Source organism: Rhodopseudomonas palustris BisB18 (assembly GCF_000013745.1).
Lineage (GTDB): Bacteria > Pseudomonadota > Alphaproteobacteria > Rhizobiales > Xanthobacteraceae > Rhodopseudomonas_A > Rhodopseudomonas_A palustris_F.
Window position 1 is genome coordinate 4946449 of record NC_007925.1, and the last position, 13987, is coordinate 4960435.

General features: G+C 65.1%; 15 protein-coding genes. 4 read left to right on the top strand and 11 right to left on the bottom strand.

Annotation, left to right across the window (positions count from 1 at the left end):
• Nucleotides 1-38 precede the first annotated feature (38 nt).
• The gene (galE, locus tag RPC_RS22245) at nucleotides 39-1037 is read left to right on the top strand and encodes a UDP-glucose 4-epimerase GalE (RefSeq protein WP_011474843.1); all 999 of its coding nucleotides are present in this window, start codon (nucleotides 39-41) and stop codon (nucleotides 1035-1037) included.
• Nucleotides 1038-1385: 348 nt separating this feature from the next.
• Here galE and RPC_RS22250 read toward each other — a convergent pair whose 3' ends face one another.
• Nucleotides 1386-2426, bottom strand: coding sequence for an IS110 family transposase (locus tag RPC_RS22250; RefSeq protein ID WP_011471442.1), 1041 nt, complete (start codon nucleotides 2424-2426; stop codon nucleotides 1386-1388).
• Nucleotides 2427-2840: 414 nt separating this feature from the next.
• On the opposite strand from RPC_RS22250, the gene RPC_RS22255 reads away from it, so the two are divergent.
• Nucleotides 2841-3431, top strand: coding sequence for a DUF2478 domain-containing protein (locus RPC_RS22255; protein WP_011474844.1), 591 nt, complete (start codon nucleotides 2841-2843; stop codon nucleotides 3429-3431).
• Nucleotides 3432-3661: 230 nt separating this feature from the next.
• Here the strand turns inward: RPC_RS22255 and RPC_RS22260 are convergent, their stop codons facing one another.
• Nucleotides 3662-3868, bottom strand: a complete 207-nt coding sequence (locus RPC_RS22260; protein ID WP_011474845.1) for a TOBE domain-containing protein — start codon at nucleotides 3866-3868, stop codon at nucleotides 3662-3664.
• Between the two features lie 242 nt (nucleotides 3869-4110).
• On the opposite strand from RPC_RS22260, the gene RPC_RS22265 reads away from it, so the two are divergent.
• The gene (locus RPC_RS22265) at nucleotides 4111-4665 is read left to right on the top strand and encodes a peroxiredoxin (protein ID WP_011474846.1); all 555 of its coding nucleotides are present in this window, start codon (nucleotides 4111-4113) and stop codon (nucleotides 4663-4665) included.
• 6 nt (nucleotides 4666-4671) lie between these two features.
• A complete protein-coding gene (locus RPC_RS22270; RefSeq protein ID WP_011474847.1) occupies nucleotides 4672-5217 on the top strand; it encodes a carboxymuconolactone decarboxylase family protein in 546 nt (181 codons plus the stop codon).
• Nucleotides 5218-5677: 460 nt separating this feature from the next.
• Here RPC_RS22270 and RPC_RS22275 read toward each other — a convergent pair whose 3' ends face one another.
• The 9 genes from RPC_RS22275 to RPC_RS22315 all read right to left on the bottom strand — a co-directional run bounded on the left by RPC_RS22275 (nucleotide 5678) and on the right by RPC_RS22315 (nucleotide 13823).
• Nucleotides 5678-5974 (bottom strand): ferredoxin family protein, encoded by a 297-nt coding sequence (locus tag RPC_RS22275; RefSeq protein WP_011474848.1) that lies wholly within the window; start codon nucleotides 5972-5974, stop codon nucleotides 5678-5680.
• A 50-nt stretch (nucleotides 5975-6024) separates the two neighbouring features.
• Nucleotides 6025-7332 (bottom strand): FAD-dependent oxidoreductase, encoded by a 1308-nt coding sequence (locus tag RPC_RS22280; protein WP_011474849.1) that lies wholly within the window; start codon nucleotides 7330-7332, stop codon nucleotides 6025-6027.
• Nucleotides 7333-7343: 11 nt separating this feature from the next.
• Nucleotides 7344-8453, bottom strand: a complete 1110-nt coding sequence (locus RPC_RS22285; protein WP_011474850.1) for an electron transfer flavoprotein subunit alpha/FixB family protein — start codon at nucleotides 8451-8453, stop codon at nucleotides 7344-7346.
• A gap of 23 nt (nucleotides 8454-8476) precedes the next feature.
• Complete coding sequence (locus RPC_RS22290; RefSeq protein ID WP_041803198.1) at nucleotides 8477-9322, bottom strand: electron transfer flavoprotein subunit beta/FixA family protein; 846 nt, start codon at nucleotides 9320-9322, stop codon at nucleotides 8477-8479.
• A gap of 346 nt (nucleotides 9323-9668) precedes the next feature.
• Nucleotides 9669-10016, bottom strand: a complete 348-nt coding sequence (nifW, locus tag RPC_RS22295; RefSeq protein ID WP_011474852.1) for a nitrogenase stabilizing/protective protein NifW — start codon at nucleotides 10014-10016, stop codon at nucleotides 9669-9671.
• Nucleotides 10017-10057: 41 nt separating this feature from the next.
• Nucleotides 10058-11266, bottom strand: a complete 1209-nt coding sequence (nifV, locus tag RPC_RS22300; protein ID WP_011474853.1) for a homocitrate synthase — start codon at nucleotides 11264-11266, stop codon at nucleotides 10058-10060.
• The gene (gene nifS, locus RPC_RS22305) at nucleotides 11259-12470 is read right to left on the bottom strand and encodes a cysteine desulfurase NifS (RefSeq protein WP_041802206.1); all 1212 of its coding nucleotides are present in this window, start codon (nucleotides 12468-12470) and stop codon (nucleotides 11259-11261) included. The genes nifV and nifS overlap by 8 nt, the downstream gene beginning before the upstream one ends.
• Entirely contained in the window at nucleotides 12467-13483 is a 1017-nt protein-coding gene (locus RPC_RS22310) for an iron-sulfur cluster assembly scaffold protein NifU (RefSeq protein WP_011474855.1), read from the bottom strand. The genes nifS and RPC_RS22310 overlap by 4 nt, the downstream gene beginning before the upstream one ends.
• A gap of 19 nt (nucleotides 13484-13502) precedes the next feature.
• The gene (locus RPC_RS22315; RefSeq protein ID WP_011474856.1) at nucleotides 13503-13823 is read right to left on the bottom strand and encodes a HesB/IscA family protein; all 321 of its coding nucleotides are present in this window, start codon (nucleotides 13821-13823) and stop codon (nucleotides 13503-13505) included.
• Nucleotides 13824-13987: the final 164 nt, after the last annotated feature.

Consider the following 13987-nt stretch of genomic DNA (forward strand, 5'->3'; position numbering starts at 1 on the left):
GCGCGAGCGCGCGCGCAACACGCCGAGGCAATCGTCAGATGAGCGAACCACGACACATCCTGGTGAGCGGCGGCGCCGGCTATATCGGCAGCCACATGGTGCTGGCGCTGCTTGAGGCCGGCGAACGGCCGATCGTGGTCGACGACCTGTCCACCGGGTTTCGCTCCGCGGTGCCGGCCGGGGTGCCGCTGTTCGAAGGCAGCAGCGGCGACGCCGCGCTGATCGGCGGCCTGATCGCGCGCTACCAGATCGAGGCGATCATCCACTTCGCCGCCAGCATCGTGGTGCCGGACTCCGTGCTGCACCCCTTGGCCTACTACGCCAACAACACGGTGAACGCCCGCGCGCTGATCGCCTGCGCGGTCGAGCATGGCGTGCCGCATATCGTGTTCTCCTCGACCGCGGCGGTCTATGGCGAGCCCGACCGCGTGCCGATCGACGAGCAGCAACCGACCGCGCCGATCAATCCCTACGGCCGCTCCAAGCTGATGGTGGAGTGGATACTGGAAGATACTGCGAAAGCCCATCCGATCAGCTACGCGGCATTGCGCTACTTCAACGTCGCCGGCGCCGACCCGCAGGGCCGCGCCGGCCAATCGGCGCGCAACGCCACCCACCTGATCAAGATCGCCGTGCAGGCGGCGCTCGGCAAGCGCGCCGGCATGGACGTGTTCGGCACCGACTATCCGACGCCGGACGGCTCCTGCATCCGCGACTATGTGCACGTCGCCGATCTGGCGCAGGCCCATCTCGATGCGTTGCGCTACTTGCGCGGCGGCAAACCCAGCCTGGCCTGCAATATCGGCTATCAGCAGGGCTTCTCGGTGCTCGAAGTGATCGATACCGTGAAGCGCGTGTCCGGCGTCGATTTCGAGGTGCGGCTGCGCGAGCGGCGCGCCGGCGATCCCGCCAGCCTGGTGGCCTCGAACCAGCGGGCGATCTCGCGGCTCGGCTGGACCCCGCGCTATAACGATCTCGAGACCATCGTCCGCCACGCCTTGGACTGGGAACGTCGCTTGCCGTCGGCAATCGACTAGAGCATTTTCGGTTAGGATTGAGTCATCCAACCAAAATGTCGTCGTCATTCCGGATTGCGAGTTCGAAGAACGAGCAAGTCCGGAATCCATATGTGGACGGCCCCCGAGCCACAAGAGTTTTTGATGTCGGATCGGATCGCTTGCATCCATATGTCCGGCCTGTTGATGCGGTCGCTTTGGACCGCTGGCCAAGATGGTTTCCGCGACGCGAGCTCCACACATAGTCACGACCTTTACGTGCCAATGGATTCCACGGACTGTCTCGCCTCTCGGATCGATCGATCGCGCCATCTGTCTCCTCTTGCAGCTCCGGCCCGGCCGGCGGGCGAATGCCTGCCGGCCGATCTCTCAGGCGGCGTGCGGCGATGCGTTCAGCATCCGCGCGCCGTCGTAATTTTCTCCGGTCAGCATCAGCTTCCAGGCGATCCGGGCGATCTTGTTGGCGAGCGCTACCGCCGCGAGCTTGGGCGGCTTGCGCGCCAGCAGCGCCAGCAACCACGGCGACGCCCGGCCGCGGCCACGGCGCACCTGCTGGATCACCGCGGTCGCTCCCGCCACCAACAGGCTGCGTAGCAGTTCATCGCCGGCGCGGGTGATGGTGCCGAGCCGAAGCTTGCCGGCGGTGGAATGATCCTTCGGCGTCAAGCCGAGCCAGGCCGCAAAGGCCCTGGCCGAGGCGAAGGTCTGCGGCACCGGCGTTTTCATCACCAGCGCACTGGCGCCGATCGGTCCTACTCCGGGAATCTGCGCCAGCCGCCGGCTGCAGGCGTCGGCGCGATGCCAGGCCAACAGCTTGGCGTCGATCACCTTCAGCTCATTCTGCAGTCGCGCGTAGTCCTGGCCCTGCAGCGCGAACAGCTCGCGCGCCAGCGTCGGCACGGTGTCGTCCTGCGCGATCCGCAACAGCAGCGGCTCGATCTTGTCGAGACCTCTCGGCGAGATCAGGCCGAATTCCGCGGCATAACCGCGAATCGCATTGCTCAGCTGGGTACGCCTTGCGATCAGCTGCTGCCGCAGTCCCATCAGCATCAGCGCCGCCTGCTGCTCCGCGGTCTTCACCGGCACGAACTCCATCGTCGGCCGGCTCATCGCCTCGCACAACGCCTCGGCGTCGCGCCCGTCGTTCTTGTTGCGCTTGACGTAAGGCTTGACGTGCTGCGGCGCCAACAGCTTCACCACGTGGCCGAGTTTGCCCAGCTCCCGCGCCAGGTAGTGCGCCGCACCGCAGGCCTCGATCCCGATCGGCGTCGGCGGCAGCTTGGCGAAGAACGCCAGCATCTCCTTGCGCCGCAGCTTCTTGCGCAGCACCGGCTTCTCGGCGGCATCGACCCCGTGCAGCTGGAAAAAATGCTTCGACGTATCCATCCCAATGCGGATAATCTGCTCCATGGACGGCTCCCATGTTTGAGTTTGCGACAACCTCATTCTGGCACAAAGCGATGCCGTAGGGGGCCGTCCACACCATCATACTCCCTGCGGTGGTTATGGATTCCGGGCTCACTCGCAGCTGACGCTGCTCGTGCCCCGGAATGACGGCCCGGGACTCTTGAACCGCATCGGTCCTAACCGAAAATGCTCTAGCGTCGTTTGCTGCGCGATCTCGGCGGCCGCGACGTCATTCTCCGCCAAAGCTCAGTTGCTGCACCGCCAGAACACATCGCTCCTCACCGCGGCCAGTTGACGGCCTCCGATGGCCGCGTGATCGCGCTGCGATATTGAGATTGATTTGCCGCAAAGCATAAAGCCTCGCGGTCTGACACAAATCCGTAAGAATATGTCGCGGGTCTGCAACGGATACAGCGAATGTTTCGCGTGAACAGGATCTCGGCCACTCCCAAGATCCTCGCCATCGTCTATACGGACGGCGGGGTCGCCAGCCCTTACATCGCCGAACTCGGCTACCGACTTCGTGAGGTCGGCACGTCCGTCGCCGGAATCGTGCAGTACAAATCTTCGCTGCCGCGGCCAAGCCGTTGCGCCATCGAGGTCGAGGAGCTGAGCTCGCGATTCGTGCTGCAATTGTCCGAGGACGAAGCCGATCAGCCGTTCGGATGCCGGATCGATCCCGAAGCGCTGGCCGAAGCCGCCGCGCTCATCGCAGCCGCGCTGCGCAAGAACCCCGACGTGGTGATTCTGAACAAGTTCGGACGGCTCGAGGCCGAGGGCGGCGGATTGCGCGAAATCATCGCCGAGGCGATCCTGCTCGGCACGCCGCTGATCGCCGGAGTGCCGCGGCGCAACCTGGCGCCGTGGCGCGCCTTTACCAAAGGTCTCGCGGAAGAAATCTCGATCGGCTCGACGCGTCTCTACCAATGGCTCGCCGCGCACCGCATGATCCTGGATTGCGAGATCGCGGTGGCGCCAGCGATGCCGACGATTCGCGCCACCGGCTGAGCCGCGTTTCCAGTCTCGGTGCATTGCCGCAACGAGACCGAACCTCGCAGTCCGTCATGCGAGGACTGTTGCGACGAAGCCATCCAGGGCATCACGCGCGACGCCCCTGGATCGCTTCGCAGTTCGCTCGGCGCGGCGCGCCGATCTCGGCGCGCAATGACAGAATAGCCTCCCTGCCCGATCCGCGCCGGAAGCAACCGACGCGATCCAGAGCATTGATGGCGGAAATCCTACTTGCCGATCATCACGTCGGACGACTTGACCACGGCCGACACCGTATCGCCGACCTTGATGGCGAGATCGTCGACGGCTTCGTTGGTGATCGCCGACATGATGGTCAGGCCGGAGGCGAGCTCGACCTTGACGTGCGCGGTGGTCGATCCCTTGGTAACCGCCACAACTTTACCGGGAAGAATATTGCGAGCACTCAGCTTCATCTGAAATCCATGGCTGCGGGAATGGTTTTCCCTGGGGATCGCGTTACTACACGAATCGTACCGCGAAGTCCAAGTCTGCAAGGGATATCTGTGCTGACGCCGTCACATGCATAGCGGCGATGCTGACAGGCCATTTACAACGCCGGCATCTGGGCTTTTCGTCTTGTTGCAATGGCATATCGCTTGCATCTAGCTGAGCGGCGTCGTTATTGCCGGATACAGAACCACAAGGAATCGATAAAATGCTCGGAATTGGTGACCACCTGCCGTCCTTCGAAGTCGTCGGCGTGAAGCCCGGCTTTCATGTGCAGGAGGAAAACGGACAAAGCGCGTTCGAGACGCTGACGGAGACCAGCTTTCCAGGGAAGTGGAAGGTGATCTTCTTCTATCCGAAAGATTTCACCTTCGTGTGCCCGACTGAAATCGCCGAATTCGCCCGGCTGTCGAAGGATTTCGCCGATCGCGACGCGGTCGTGCTGGGCGGCTCGACCGACAACGAATTCTGCAAACTGGCGTGGCGGCGCGACCACAAGGATCTGCACAAGCTGGCGATCTGGCAGTTCGGCGATTCCAAGGGCTCGCTGGTCGATGGCCTCGGCGTGCGCTCGCCCGACGGCGTCGCCTATCGCTACACGTTCATCGTCGATCCCGACAACGTCATCCAGCACGTCTACGGCAACAACCTCAATGTCGGCCGCAGCCCGAAGGACACCTTGCGGGTGCTCGACGCGTTGCAGACCGACGAATTGTGCCCGTGCAACCGCGAAGTCGGCGGCGAAACCCTCAAGGTGGCGTAACGCGGCATGTCGATCGATGCATTGAAGGAGCGGATTCCGGACTTCGCCAAGGATGTGAGGCTCAACCTCTCATCGATGGCGAGCGACGAAACGCTGGCGCCGCAGACCAAATACGGCTTGTTCGTCGCCGCCGCGGTGGCGACGCGCAACCCCGACGTGATCGCGGCGATGCAGGCTGTGGCGCGCGACAACGTCGCGCCTGCGGTGATCGCGGCGGCGAAATCCGCAGCGGCGATCATGGCGATGAACAACGTCTATTATCGCTTCGTGCATCTGGCGTCGAACAAGGACTACGCCACGATGCCGGCGCGGCTGCGGATGAACGTGATCGCCAATCCCGGCGTCGACAAGGCCGACTTCGAATTGTGGTCGCTGGCGGTGTCGGCGATCAACGGTTGCGGCATGTGCATCGATTCGCATGAAAAGGTGCTGCTTGCGGCCGGGGTGAGCACGGCGGCGATCCAGACCGCGGTGCGGTTCGCCGCGATCATCCAATCGGTCGCGGTGTCGATCGAGGCCGGCGCCGCTGATCTGGCGATGGCGGCGGAATAGTCCGAAACACGTAACCTATGTCACTCAAAAGCCTCCCGGCAGCGATGCCGGGAGGCTTTTTCTTTGATACGGAGCGATCGACCGCAATTGCAACCGTCACACTACGCGCCGTCATTCCGGGGCGCGAGCACTTGCGAGCGAACCCGGAATCTTGCTGCGGATGCAGGAGTCCGCGGCGCGTTGCGAGATTCCGGGTTCGCTCGAGCTATCGCTCTCGCGCCCCGGAATGACGGCCTTGTATTTGGTGAGAAGCGCGTACGAAATCTGCGACGCGACGTGCCCCGGACGAAAGCGCAGCGCGCCGCACTTGCGGCGTGGTGCGCTGAGAGCCGGGGCCGTTACGGACCGCGGCTTCTCATGGCATCACTCGTAACGGTCCCGGTTCTGCGGCGCAGCGCTTCGCGCTGCACCGCGCCCGGGACACGAGTCACCGCGCCAATGCTTACCAGCGCCAACCCGCTCAGCCGAATTTGAACAGCACGCCGTAGCCGCCGCGCGGGTAGTTCCACTCGATCTCGCCGCTGCCTTCGGCGATCACCCGGCAGGTGCCGCATTCGACGCAGCCGTCGGGGGCGACCTCGACCTGGCCGTTGCTGTTGAGATCGTAGCAATGCGCCGGGCAGACCTTGAGCAGCGTCAGCAAGGCCGCCGACGGCTTGGTATGCGGCTTGACCTTGATATGCGCCTGGCCGGCGTCGACCAGATAGCGATTCTGGAACAGCTTGTCCTCGACCCGCACGCCCGGTTCCGTTGTCATGGTTTCGACCTCCGAATAATTCGATCAATCAGTTGCGCTTGCGACGCGACTCAGCGCCACGCCCGGGCGAAGCGGATGGCATCGCCGAACAGCCCGGTCCAGGACCGCGCCGCCACGAACGACTTCAGCGTCAGCTTTTCCTTCTCCGCCTTCGGCGTGCCGTCGACGCGGACGAAGTTCTGCAGCGCCTTCGACACCAGTTGCGGATAGGTCAGGAAGAAGTTCTGCGACTGGATGTGCAACAGACCCGGCATATCCTTGTACTTCTTCAGATCCTTGATCACGAAGGAGTCGTCGATCATCTTCTTGTAGAGCGCGAGGTTGGCCGCGGTCATCGGATCCTTACGCGACTTGATCTGGAAGATCGCCTCGCCCGCCAAACGCCCCGAGGTCATCGCGAGATTCGAGCCCTCGCGGTGCATCGCGTTGTTGAGTTGGGCGGCGTCGCCGACCACCACCCAGCCGTCGCCGAACAGTTTCGGGATGGCGTTGTAGCCGCCTTCCGGAATCAGATGGCCGGCATATTCCTTGACTTCCGAGCCTTCGATCAGCGGCGCCACCGACGGGTGCTTCTTGAAGCGGTCGAGCAGATCGTACGGCGTCTCCCCGGTCTTCTGGAAATCCGCCACCAGACAGCCGATGCCGAGCGACACCGATTCCTTGTTGGCATAGATGAAGCCCATGCCGGTCATGCCGCGCGAGATGGTGCCGGCGGCCTCGATCACCACGCCTTCGTCGCCCTTGAGGTTGAACCGCGCTTCGATGGTCTCGCGCGGCAGGAAGTGCATTTCCTTGACCGCCAGCGCCACGTTCTGCGGGGTCGGACGATCGCGCAATTCGGCGCGGGTGCCGAGCAGGCCGTTGACGCCCTCGGCCAGCACCACCACGTCGGCATGGACCTGGCCGCCTTCGCGATCGGTCAACACCCCGATCACCTTGCCATAGGCGTCCTTCACGAGTTCCTTGACGGTGGTTTCGCACAGCACGATGGCGCCGGCTTCGCGCACCTTGGAGGAGAACCAGCGGTCGAACTGCGCCCGGATGATGGTGTAGCGGTTCGGCTTCTCTTCGTTGAAATCGTCGGAGCGATAATGCAGCCCGGTGTGGGCGCGCTCGTCCATGATCCAGAACCGCTGCTCGACGAGGTGGCGCTCCAGCGGTGCGTCCTCGCGGAAGTTCGGCACCAGCTTTTCCAGCATGTCGGCGTACAGGATGGCGCCCTGCACGTTCTTCGAGCCGGGGTATTCGCCGCGCTCGATCTGCAGCACTTTCAAGCCACGCTTGGCCATGGTGAGCGCGGCGGCGTTGCCGGCCATGCCGGCACCGACAACGATCGCGTCGAAACGTTCGTCAATCATGGCGATCTCCTTTAGCTTGCGATCCGGTCGCGGGTGTGCGGCGACAGCCGCTTGCGGAAGGCTTCCGTCAGCGCCGGCAACAGCCGGATGGCGTCGGTGACAAGGGCGAGATGGGCGAAGTCGAAGATCGGCGCGTTCTTGTCGGTGTTGATCGCCACGATCAGATCGGCGCCGTCGACGCCAACGCGATGCTGGATCGCGCCGGAGATGCCGGCGGCGATGTACAGCTTCGGCCGGATGGTCTTGCCGGTCTGGCCGATCTGGCGATCGGCGGCGACCCAGCCCTTCTGCACCAGCGGCCGCGAGCAGCCATATTCGGCGCCGAGCACGCTGGCGAGTTGCTTCACCAGCTGGAAGTTTTCCAGCGAGCCGAGGCCGAGGCCGCCGGAGACGACGACGTCGGCGAATGCGAGATTGGAGGTCGCCTTGTCGCGGTCCGGCACGAAGGCCAGGATCTTGGTGACGATGTCGGCCTCGACCATGCCGAGGGTGTGCTCGATGACGCGGGCGATCGGCTTTTCGACGCGATCCGGCATCGGCATCACGCGCGGACGCACGGTCGCCATCTGCGGCCGGAAGTTCAGCGTGTAGATGGTGCACAACAGCGAGCCGCCGAAGGTCGGCCGGGTCGCCGCCAGCGAGCCGTCGGTGTCGACTTCGAGCTCGGTGCAGTCGGCGGTGAGGCCGGTCAACAGCGTGGTCGCCACCGCGCCGGCCAGGTCGCGGCCGAGCGTCGAGGCGCCGAGCAGCAGCACTTCCGGCTTGTAGGTGTTGACCATGTCGGTCAAAGCCTTGCTGTAGGGCTCGTTGCGATAATCCTGCAGCACCGGGTCGGCGCAGACATAAGCGAGATCAGCGCCGTAGCAGAACGATTCGGCGACCGCGGCGTTCAAGGCCTCGCCGGGCGCGCCGATCAGCACCGCGGCGAGATCGACGCCGAGCTTGTCGGCGAGCTTGCGGCCGGAGCCCATCAGCTCCCAGGAGACCGGATGAACGTGACCGCGCTCTTGCTCGATGAACACCCAGACGTGCTTGTACTGCTTGAAGTGCTCGGACAGCTCCTTCTTCGCAGCCGCGCGGCCGGCGGGTGCAGGGGTCGGGGTTTTGGTCGGCTGTGCCATCGGAAGCAGCTTTCGTTGGTGTTTCAGAAACCGCGGGCGAGTTGGAACATGTCGTCTTCGAGCTTCGGCCTGAGCTTGAAGATCTCCTCGATCAGCGCGTCGGCGGGCGGACGGCCGGCCGGATCGACCAGCGCCGCCTTCTCCGCCCGCGGGGTCGGCGCGAACACGCGCTTCACCACGGTCGGCGAACCGCGCAGGCCGCATTTGCCGATATCCTCGACGCCGGCATCCTGCGCGCTCCATTTGACGATTTCGGCGCGCGCCGCACTCAGCGCGTTGACCATCGAGCCGCGACGCACCTCGTTGGTGCCCTCCAGCATGGTGATCAGCACCGGCAGCGTCGAGCGCAGCACCTGCACGCCGCCTTCGGAGCGACGCTCCACTTCGATACTACGGCCCTGCAGGTCGAGGTTGACGACCTTGGAGACGTAAGTGAGCTGCAGGAAGCCGAGCCGCTTGCAGACGCCGGGGCCGACCTGGGCGGTGTCGCCGTCGATGGTCTGCTTGCCGGTGAACACGATATCGACCGGAGCGATGCTCGAGCCGATCTTGCGCACCGCGGCGGCGAGCGCATAGCTGGTCGCCAAAGTGTCGGCGCCGGCGAAGAACCGGTCGGTCAACAGCACGGCGCGGTCGGCGCCGAAGGTCAGCGCCTTGCGAAGCGAGTCCTCGGCCGAGGGCGGGCCCATCGTCAGCACCGTGACCTCGCCGCCGAACTTGTCGCGCAGCCGCATCGCCTCTTCGAGGGCGAACAGATCATACGGGTTGATGATCGTCGGCACCCCTTGGCGCATGATCGTGTTGGTGACCGGATGGACGCGGATCTGCGCCGAATCCGGGACTTGCTTGATACATACGACGATATGCATGTGCGGCTCCGAAGCTTTCATCTGGCTTGCTAACAGCAAGCCTCATACCAACTTTTCCTCGGACCGATTTATCACGCCGAGACAATGACTTACCGAAACGTCGAGGCGCCGGCCGGCGCGCAACAAAATGACCTGCGACAACGCAAGTCCGACACTTGTCGGGAAGATGACAGCGCCGCGGGGGAATGGGGACAATCAACCAGCGCTGCGGCAGGGTTTCTCGGACCGTGCGGGCCGCACGTCGTGCGCCGAAACGCCACGAGCGGCGCGTTGCCGCGCCGCTCGTGGCTGTTCATTCAGGTCAGAAACCGAACCCGCTGTTCGCGCGGGTACGATCGCGAAGATGTTACTTCAGGGTCTCGAGCGGGACGAAATGGGTTTTCTTCGGCGCCACCGCGTCCTTCAACACCTTGAACACCCGCTGATCGAGCGGCGTCGAGGTGAGGAAGTCCTCATAGGCGCGTTCCAGCACCGCCTTGCAGCGCGCCGCGGCGACCGAATTCGGCATCGCTTCGAGATCTTCGCTGGCGAGGTATTGTCCCATCCGCTTCAGGATGTGCAGCCGCGCGACGTCGAGCACCTTGGGATCGAAGCAGACCCCGAGCAGGGTGAAGAACTCCTCCGCCGAGCCGGCGCGCTTGAGCTGGTCGACCACGTTGCCGGCGGCGAGAGTGGGTTGGGTGGGCGAGCACATATTTCGGCGTCCTTCTGTTGGCGGTGGACCGCGGCGCGGCCTCAGGCGCAATTCGGCAATGGTTGGTCGCAGACCTCGCGCCAAATCGCCGCCAGCGTCTCGGCCTCGACCGGCCCCTTGTTGGCGACGGCGTGTTCGCGCACCCGGGCCAGAATGCCCTGCAACTCGGTCGGCGTGGCCGGCAGGTTCAGCGCCGCCAGCGTCGAGGTGATCGCCGACAGCCCGGAATGCTTGCCGATCACGATGCGGTTGGAACGACCGAACAGCCGCGGGTCGAGCGATTGGTAGGTGCGGTGATCTTTCAGCAGGCCGTCGACGTGGATGCCGGACTCGTGAGTGAAGACGTGCTCGCCGACGATCGCCTTGTTGAGCGGGATGGTGCGCGACGCCGCCGCCGCCACGATCGCGGCGACGCGGCCGAGTTCCGACAGCACCACGCCGGTGTCGCGGCCGTAGAGCTGCTTCAAAGCCACCGCGACCTCCTCGAGCGGCGCGTTGCCGGCGCGTTCGCCGAGCCCGATCACCGTGACCGAAGCGTGGCTGGCGCCGGCCTTGATCGCCGCCAGGGTGTTGGCGGTGGCAAGGCCGAGATCGTCGTGGCCGTGGAATTCGAGTTCGAGATCGGTGGAGCGGCGCAGCGCCGCCATCAGCTGGAAGGCGGCGTCGGGATCGAGCACGCTGAGCGTATCGGCGATGCGGAAGCGGCGGGCGCCGGCGGCTTTGGCTTCGGCGATGATCTCGGTGAGAAAGCCGACATCGGCGCGCGAGGAATCCTCGCCGCCGACCGCGACCGCGAGCCCCTTGTCGCGGGCGTAGCCGACCACGCGCTTCAACATTTCGATGGCGTTAGAGCGCTTGCCGCCGAGCTTGGCGGCGATCTGCACGTCGGACACCGGCACCGACAGATTGACCATCGCCACGCCGGCGGCGAGTGCTGCGTCGACGTCCTCGGTGCGCATCCGGCACCAGGCGATGGTGGTCAGCGGCAAGCCGTCCTCGACGATGGCGCGGATCGCGGTGATCTCTTCGCGGCCCATCGCCGGGGTGCCGGCTTCGATTTCCGGCACACCGGCCAGCGCCAAGGCGCGGGCGATGGCGAGCTTTTCGGCGGTGGTGAAGGCGACGCCCGGCGCCTGCTCGCCGTCGCGCAGCGTGGTGTCGTTCAGCACGATGGCGGGAAGCGGCGTCGCGGGGACAACGTTCGCCGCCGGACGGGTGCGCGGCACGTCAAAGCCGAAATCTCTAAACATGCGCCTGATCGAGCGCCTGCGGCGCCCCCCCCTGTGATCCGAACGGCGAAATCGCCCGCAGCTTGGCGACGATCGGCGGCACCGCGGCGATCGCCCGGTCGATGTCCGCATCGGTAGTGTCGCGCGACAGCGAGAACCGCACCGCGCCGCGCACCGCTTCCTTGGCGACGTGCATCGCGGTCAGTACGTGCGACGGCTCGAACGAGCCGACCGAACAGGCCGAACCCATCGACACCGCGATGCCGGCGCGATCGAGCAACAGCACGATGCTTTCGCCCTCGATGTAGGAGAACGCGATGGTCGACGTATTCGGCAGCCGCTCGGCGCCGCTACCCACCGCAACGCAATTGCCGACCTGCGAGAGGATGCTTTGCTCCAGCCGGTCGCGCAGCGCGCGGACCCGGATGTTTTCCTCTTCCAGATGCGCCGCGGCCAACTCCGCGGCGGCGCCGAGGCCGACGATGCCCGGCATGTTCTCGGTGCCGGGGCGGCGGCCGCGTTCCTGATGGCCGCCCTTCAGCTGCGGCTTGAACCGCACGCTGTTGCGCAGATACAGCGCGCCGATGCCTTTCGGCGCATGAAACTTGTGGCCGGACAGCGACAGCATGTCGATCTCGGTCGACTTCAGGTCGATCGGCAGCTTGCCGACCGCCTGCACCGCGTCGGTGTGAAACAGCGCGCCGAATTCCTTGGCCTGCTCGGCCAATTCCGGCACCGGGAAGATCACCCCGGTCTCGTTGTTGGCCCACATGATCGACACCACCGCGACCCGCTCCGACAGCGCCGCCTTGTAGGCGGCAAGATCCAGCCAGCCTTCGCGGTCCACCGGGATGATGTGGATGCGGATGCCTTTGTTCTTTTCCAGCCAGGCGCACAGCGCCAGCACCGCGGGATGCTCGACCGCGCTGATGATGATCTCGCGCCGTCGCGGCGAGGCTTCCAGCGCCGACATGATCGCAGCATTAGCGCCTTCGGTGCCGCCGGAATTGAACACGATCTCGGCGGCCTGTTCGGCGCCGAGCAGCGATTTCACCTGCTCGCGGGCGCGCCGCAACGCGACGCCTGCGGCCTCGCCGAAGCCGTGCTTCGACGACGGATTGCCGTAAGTTTCGGTGAACAGCGGCAGCATCTTTTCGACCACGCGCGGATCGACCGCGGTGGTGGCGTTGGCGTCGAGATAGACCATGGGGGCTACTCCGCTCATGACACCGGCACCACGCGCACCGGGCGCTGCAGCTTCTCGGCGAGCTGCGCCTGCACGCCGGACAGCGTCACCGACGCCAACTGACAATCGACGCAATTGCCCGACAGCCGCAGATAGATGGTGTTGCCGTCGACATCGACCAGCTCGCAATCGCCGCCGTCGCGCTGCAGATGCGGGCGCAACGCTTCGACCGCCTGCTTGATCAGTTCGAATTGTTCGGGCGTGCCGCGGTCGCGATTTTCCGACGGCGGCAGCACCGGGCGGGGTGCTGCCGAAGTCGGCGCCGGGCGCGGCGGAATCGCGATATGGCCGGGAATATTGGCGCGGGCGCCGGAGCCCAAGGGAGGCGGCGCGTCGCCGCGCGGCTTCAATGCTTCGCTCGACGGCGGCACCGAGCCCAGCCGGTAGGCCTGCCGCGGCGAAAGATGGCCTTCGGCGACCATGTCGGCATTGACCCGCGCCAGCACGGTTTCGATCTGCTTGTAGCAACTGAAACAGCCGCCGCCGGCCTTGGTATGAAACGTCACCTGGTGCGGATCGGTGAGATGATTGATGCGGATGGTGCGCTCGGCCATCGCCTGGGTGACGCCGAAGCATTTGCAGATCACCGCGGAGTCCGTGGCGGGGGCCGGCGCGCCGTGCCGGCGATAGTCGGCGATGGCATTTTGTACGGCTTCGTACGTCATCACCGAACAGTACATCCGCTCCGCCGGTAGCCCGCCGAGGAATTCAACGACGTCAGCGGCGGAGATCTCCAGCGCCTCGTCGGTGGTCTTGCCGGTGATCAGCTCGGTGATCGCCGAGGACGAGGCGATCGCCGATGAGCAGCCGAAGGTCTGGAACCGGGCCTGCTCGATCCGGTCGGTGACCGGATCGATCTGCAGCATCAGCTTGACTGCGTCGCCCCACCCCATGGTGCCGACCGAGCCGACCGCATTGGCCTGCGCCAGCACGCCGACATTGCGCGGGTTGGCAAAATGTTCGCCGAACCTGTCGTGCTGCATCGTCGGCATCAGGCGGCCTCGCGCTCAGTTAGCCGAAGGATTTGCCGCAGCCGCATTTGGTGCCGGCGTTGGGATTGTCGAAGGTGAAGCCGGAGCCTTCCAGGCTTTCGACGAAGCCGATCTTCAGTCCGGTCAAGAGCGGCTGGGAGTCCGGATCGAGGAACACTTTCACTCCGCCGGCGTCGATCACGGCGTCGTCGGCGCGCGGCTCGGTGTCGAGCCCGATCAGATATTTGAAGCCGGCGCAGCCGCCGGTCTCGACCATGACGCGCAAGCCGCCGTCGGACTTGCCGGCGCGGGACATCGCAGCCTTGACGGCGTTACCGGCTTCTTCGCTCAGGGTGATCATGTCGCACGCTCCTCTGCATCGCTTGTGACCATCACTAAGCAACAGCCGTGCCATCGCGGCCGCAGGCCCATAAGCCTACGAAACGCGGGGGTTTTTCGCTGTCGGCCGGAATGTCGGGATTGCGACAAGGTGAGCTGATTGCGACAGCGTCGCAAAGACGACGG

Excerpts from the sequence above, each read along its gene's own strand:
- nifV (WP_011474853.1), bottom strand. The coding sequence starts at position 11,266 with ATGTTTAGAGATTTCGGCTTTGACGTGCCGCGCACCCGTCCGGCGGCG.
- RPC_RS22270 (WP_011474847.1), top strand. The coding sequence starts at position 4,672 with ATGTCGATCGATGCATTGAAGGAGCGGATTCCGGACTTCGCCAAGGAT.
- RPC_RS22275 (WP_011474848.1), bottom strand. The coding sequence starts at position 5,974 with ATGACAACGGAACCGGGCGTGCGGGTCGAGGACAAGCTGTTCCAGAAT.
- nifS (WP_041802206.1), bottom strand. The coding sequence starts at position 12,470 with ATGAGCGGAGTAGCCCCCATGGTCTATCTCGACGCCAACGCCACCACC.
- RPC_RS22285 (WP_011474850.1), bottom strand. The coding sequence starts at position 8,453 with ATGGCACAGCCGACCAAAACCCCGACCCCTGCACCCGCCGGCCGCGCG.
- RPC_RS22290 (WP_041803198.1), bottom strand. The coding sequence starts at position 9,322 with ATGCATATCGTCGTATGTATCAAGCAAGTCCCGGATTCGGCGCAGATC.
- RPC_RS22310 (WP_011474855.1), bottom strand. The coding sequence starts at position 13,483 with ATGCCGACGATGCAGCACGACAGGTTCGGCGAACATTTTGCCAACCCG.
- RPC_RS22250 (WP_011471442.1), bottom strand. The coding sequence starts at position 2,426 with ATGGAGCAGATTATCCGCATTGGGATGGATACGTCGAAGCATTTTTTC.
- RPC_RS22260 (WP_011474845.1), bottom strand. The coding sequence starts at position 3,868 with ATGAAGCTGAGTGCTCGCAATATTCTTCCCGGTAAAGTTGTGGCGGTT.
- RPC_RS22255 (WP_011474844.1), top strand. The coding sequence starts at position 2,841 with ATGTTTCGCGTGAACAGGATCTCGGCCACTCCCAAGATCCTCGCCATC.
- RPC_RS22315 (WP_011474856.1), bottom strand. The coding sequence starts at position 13,823 with ATGATCACCCTGAGCGAAGAAGCCGGTAACGCCGTCAAGGCTGCGATG.
- RPC_RS22265 (WP_011474846.1), top strand. The coding sequence starts at position 4,111 with ATGCTCGGAATTGGTGACCACCTGCCGTCCTTCGAAGTCGTCGGCGTG.
- galE (WP_011474843.1), top strand. The coding sequence starts at position 39 with ATGAGCGAACCACGACACATCCTGGTGAGCGGCGGCGCCGGCTATATC.
- nifW (WP_011474852.1), bottom strand. The coding sequence starts at position 10,016 with ATGTGCTCGCCCACCCAACCCACTCTCGCCGCCGGCAACGTGGTCGAC.
- RPC_RS22280 (WP_011474849.1), bottom strand. The coding sequence starts at position 7,332 with ATGATTGACGAACGTTTCGACGCGATCGTTGTCGGTGCCGGCATGGCC.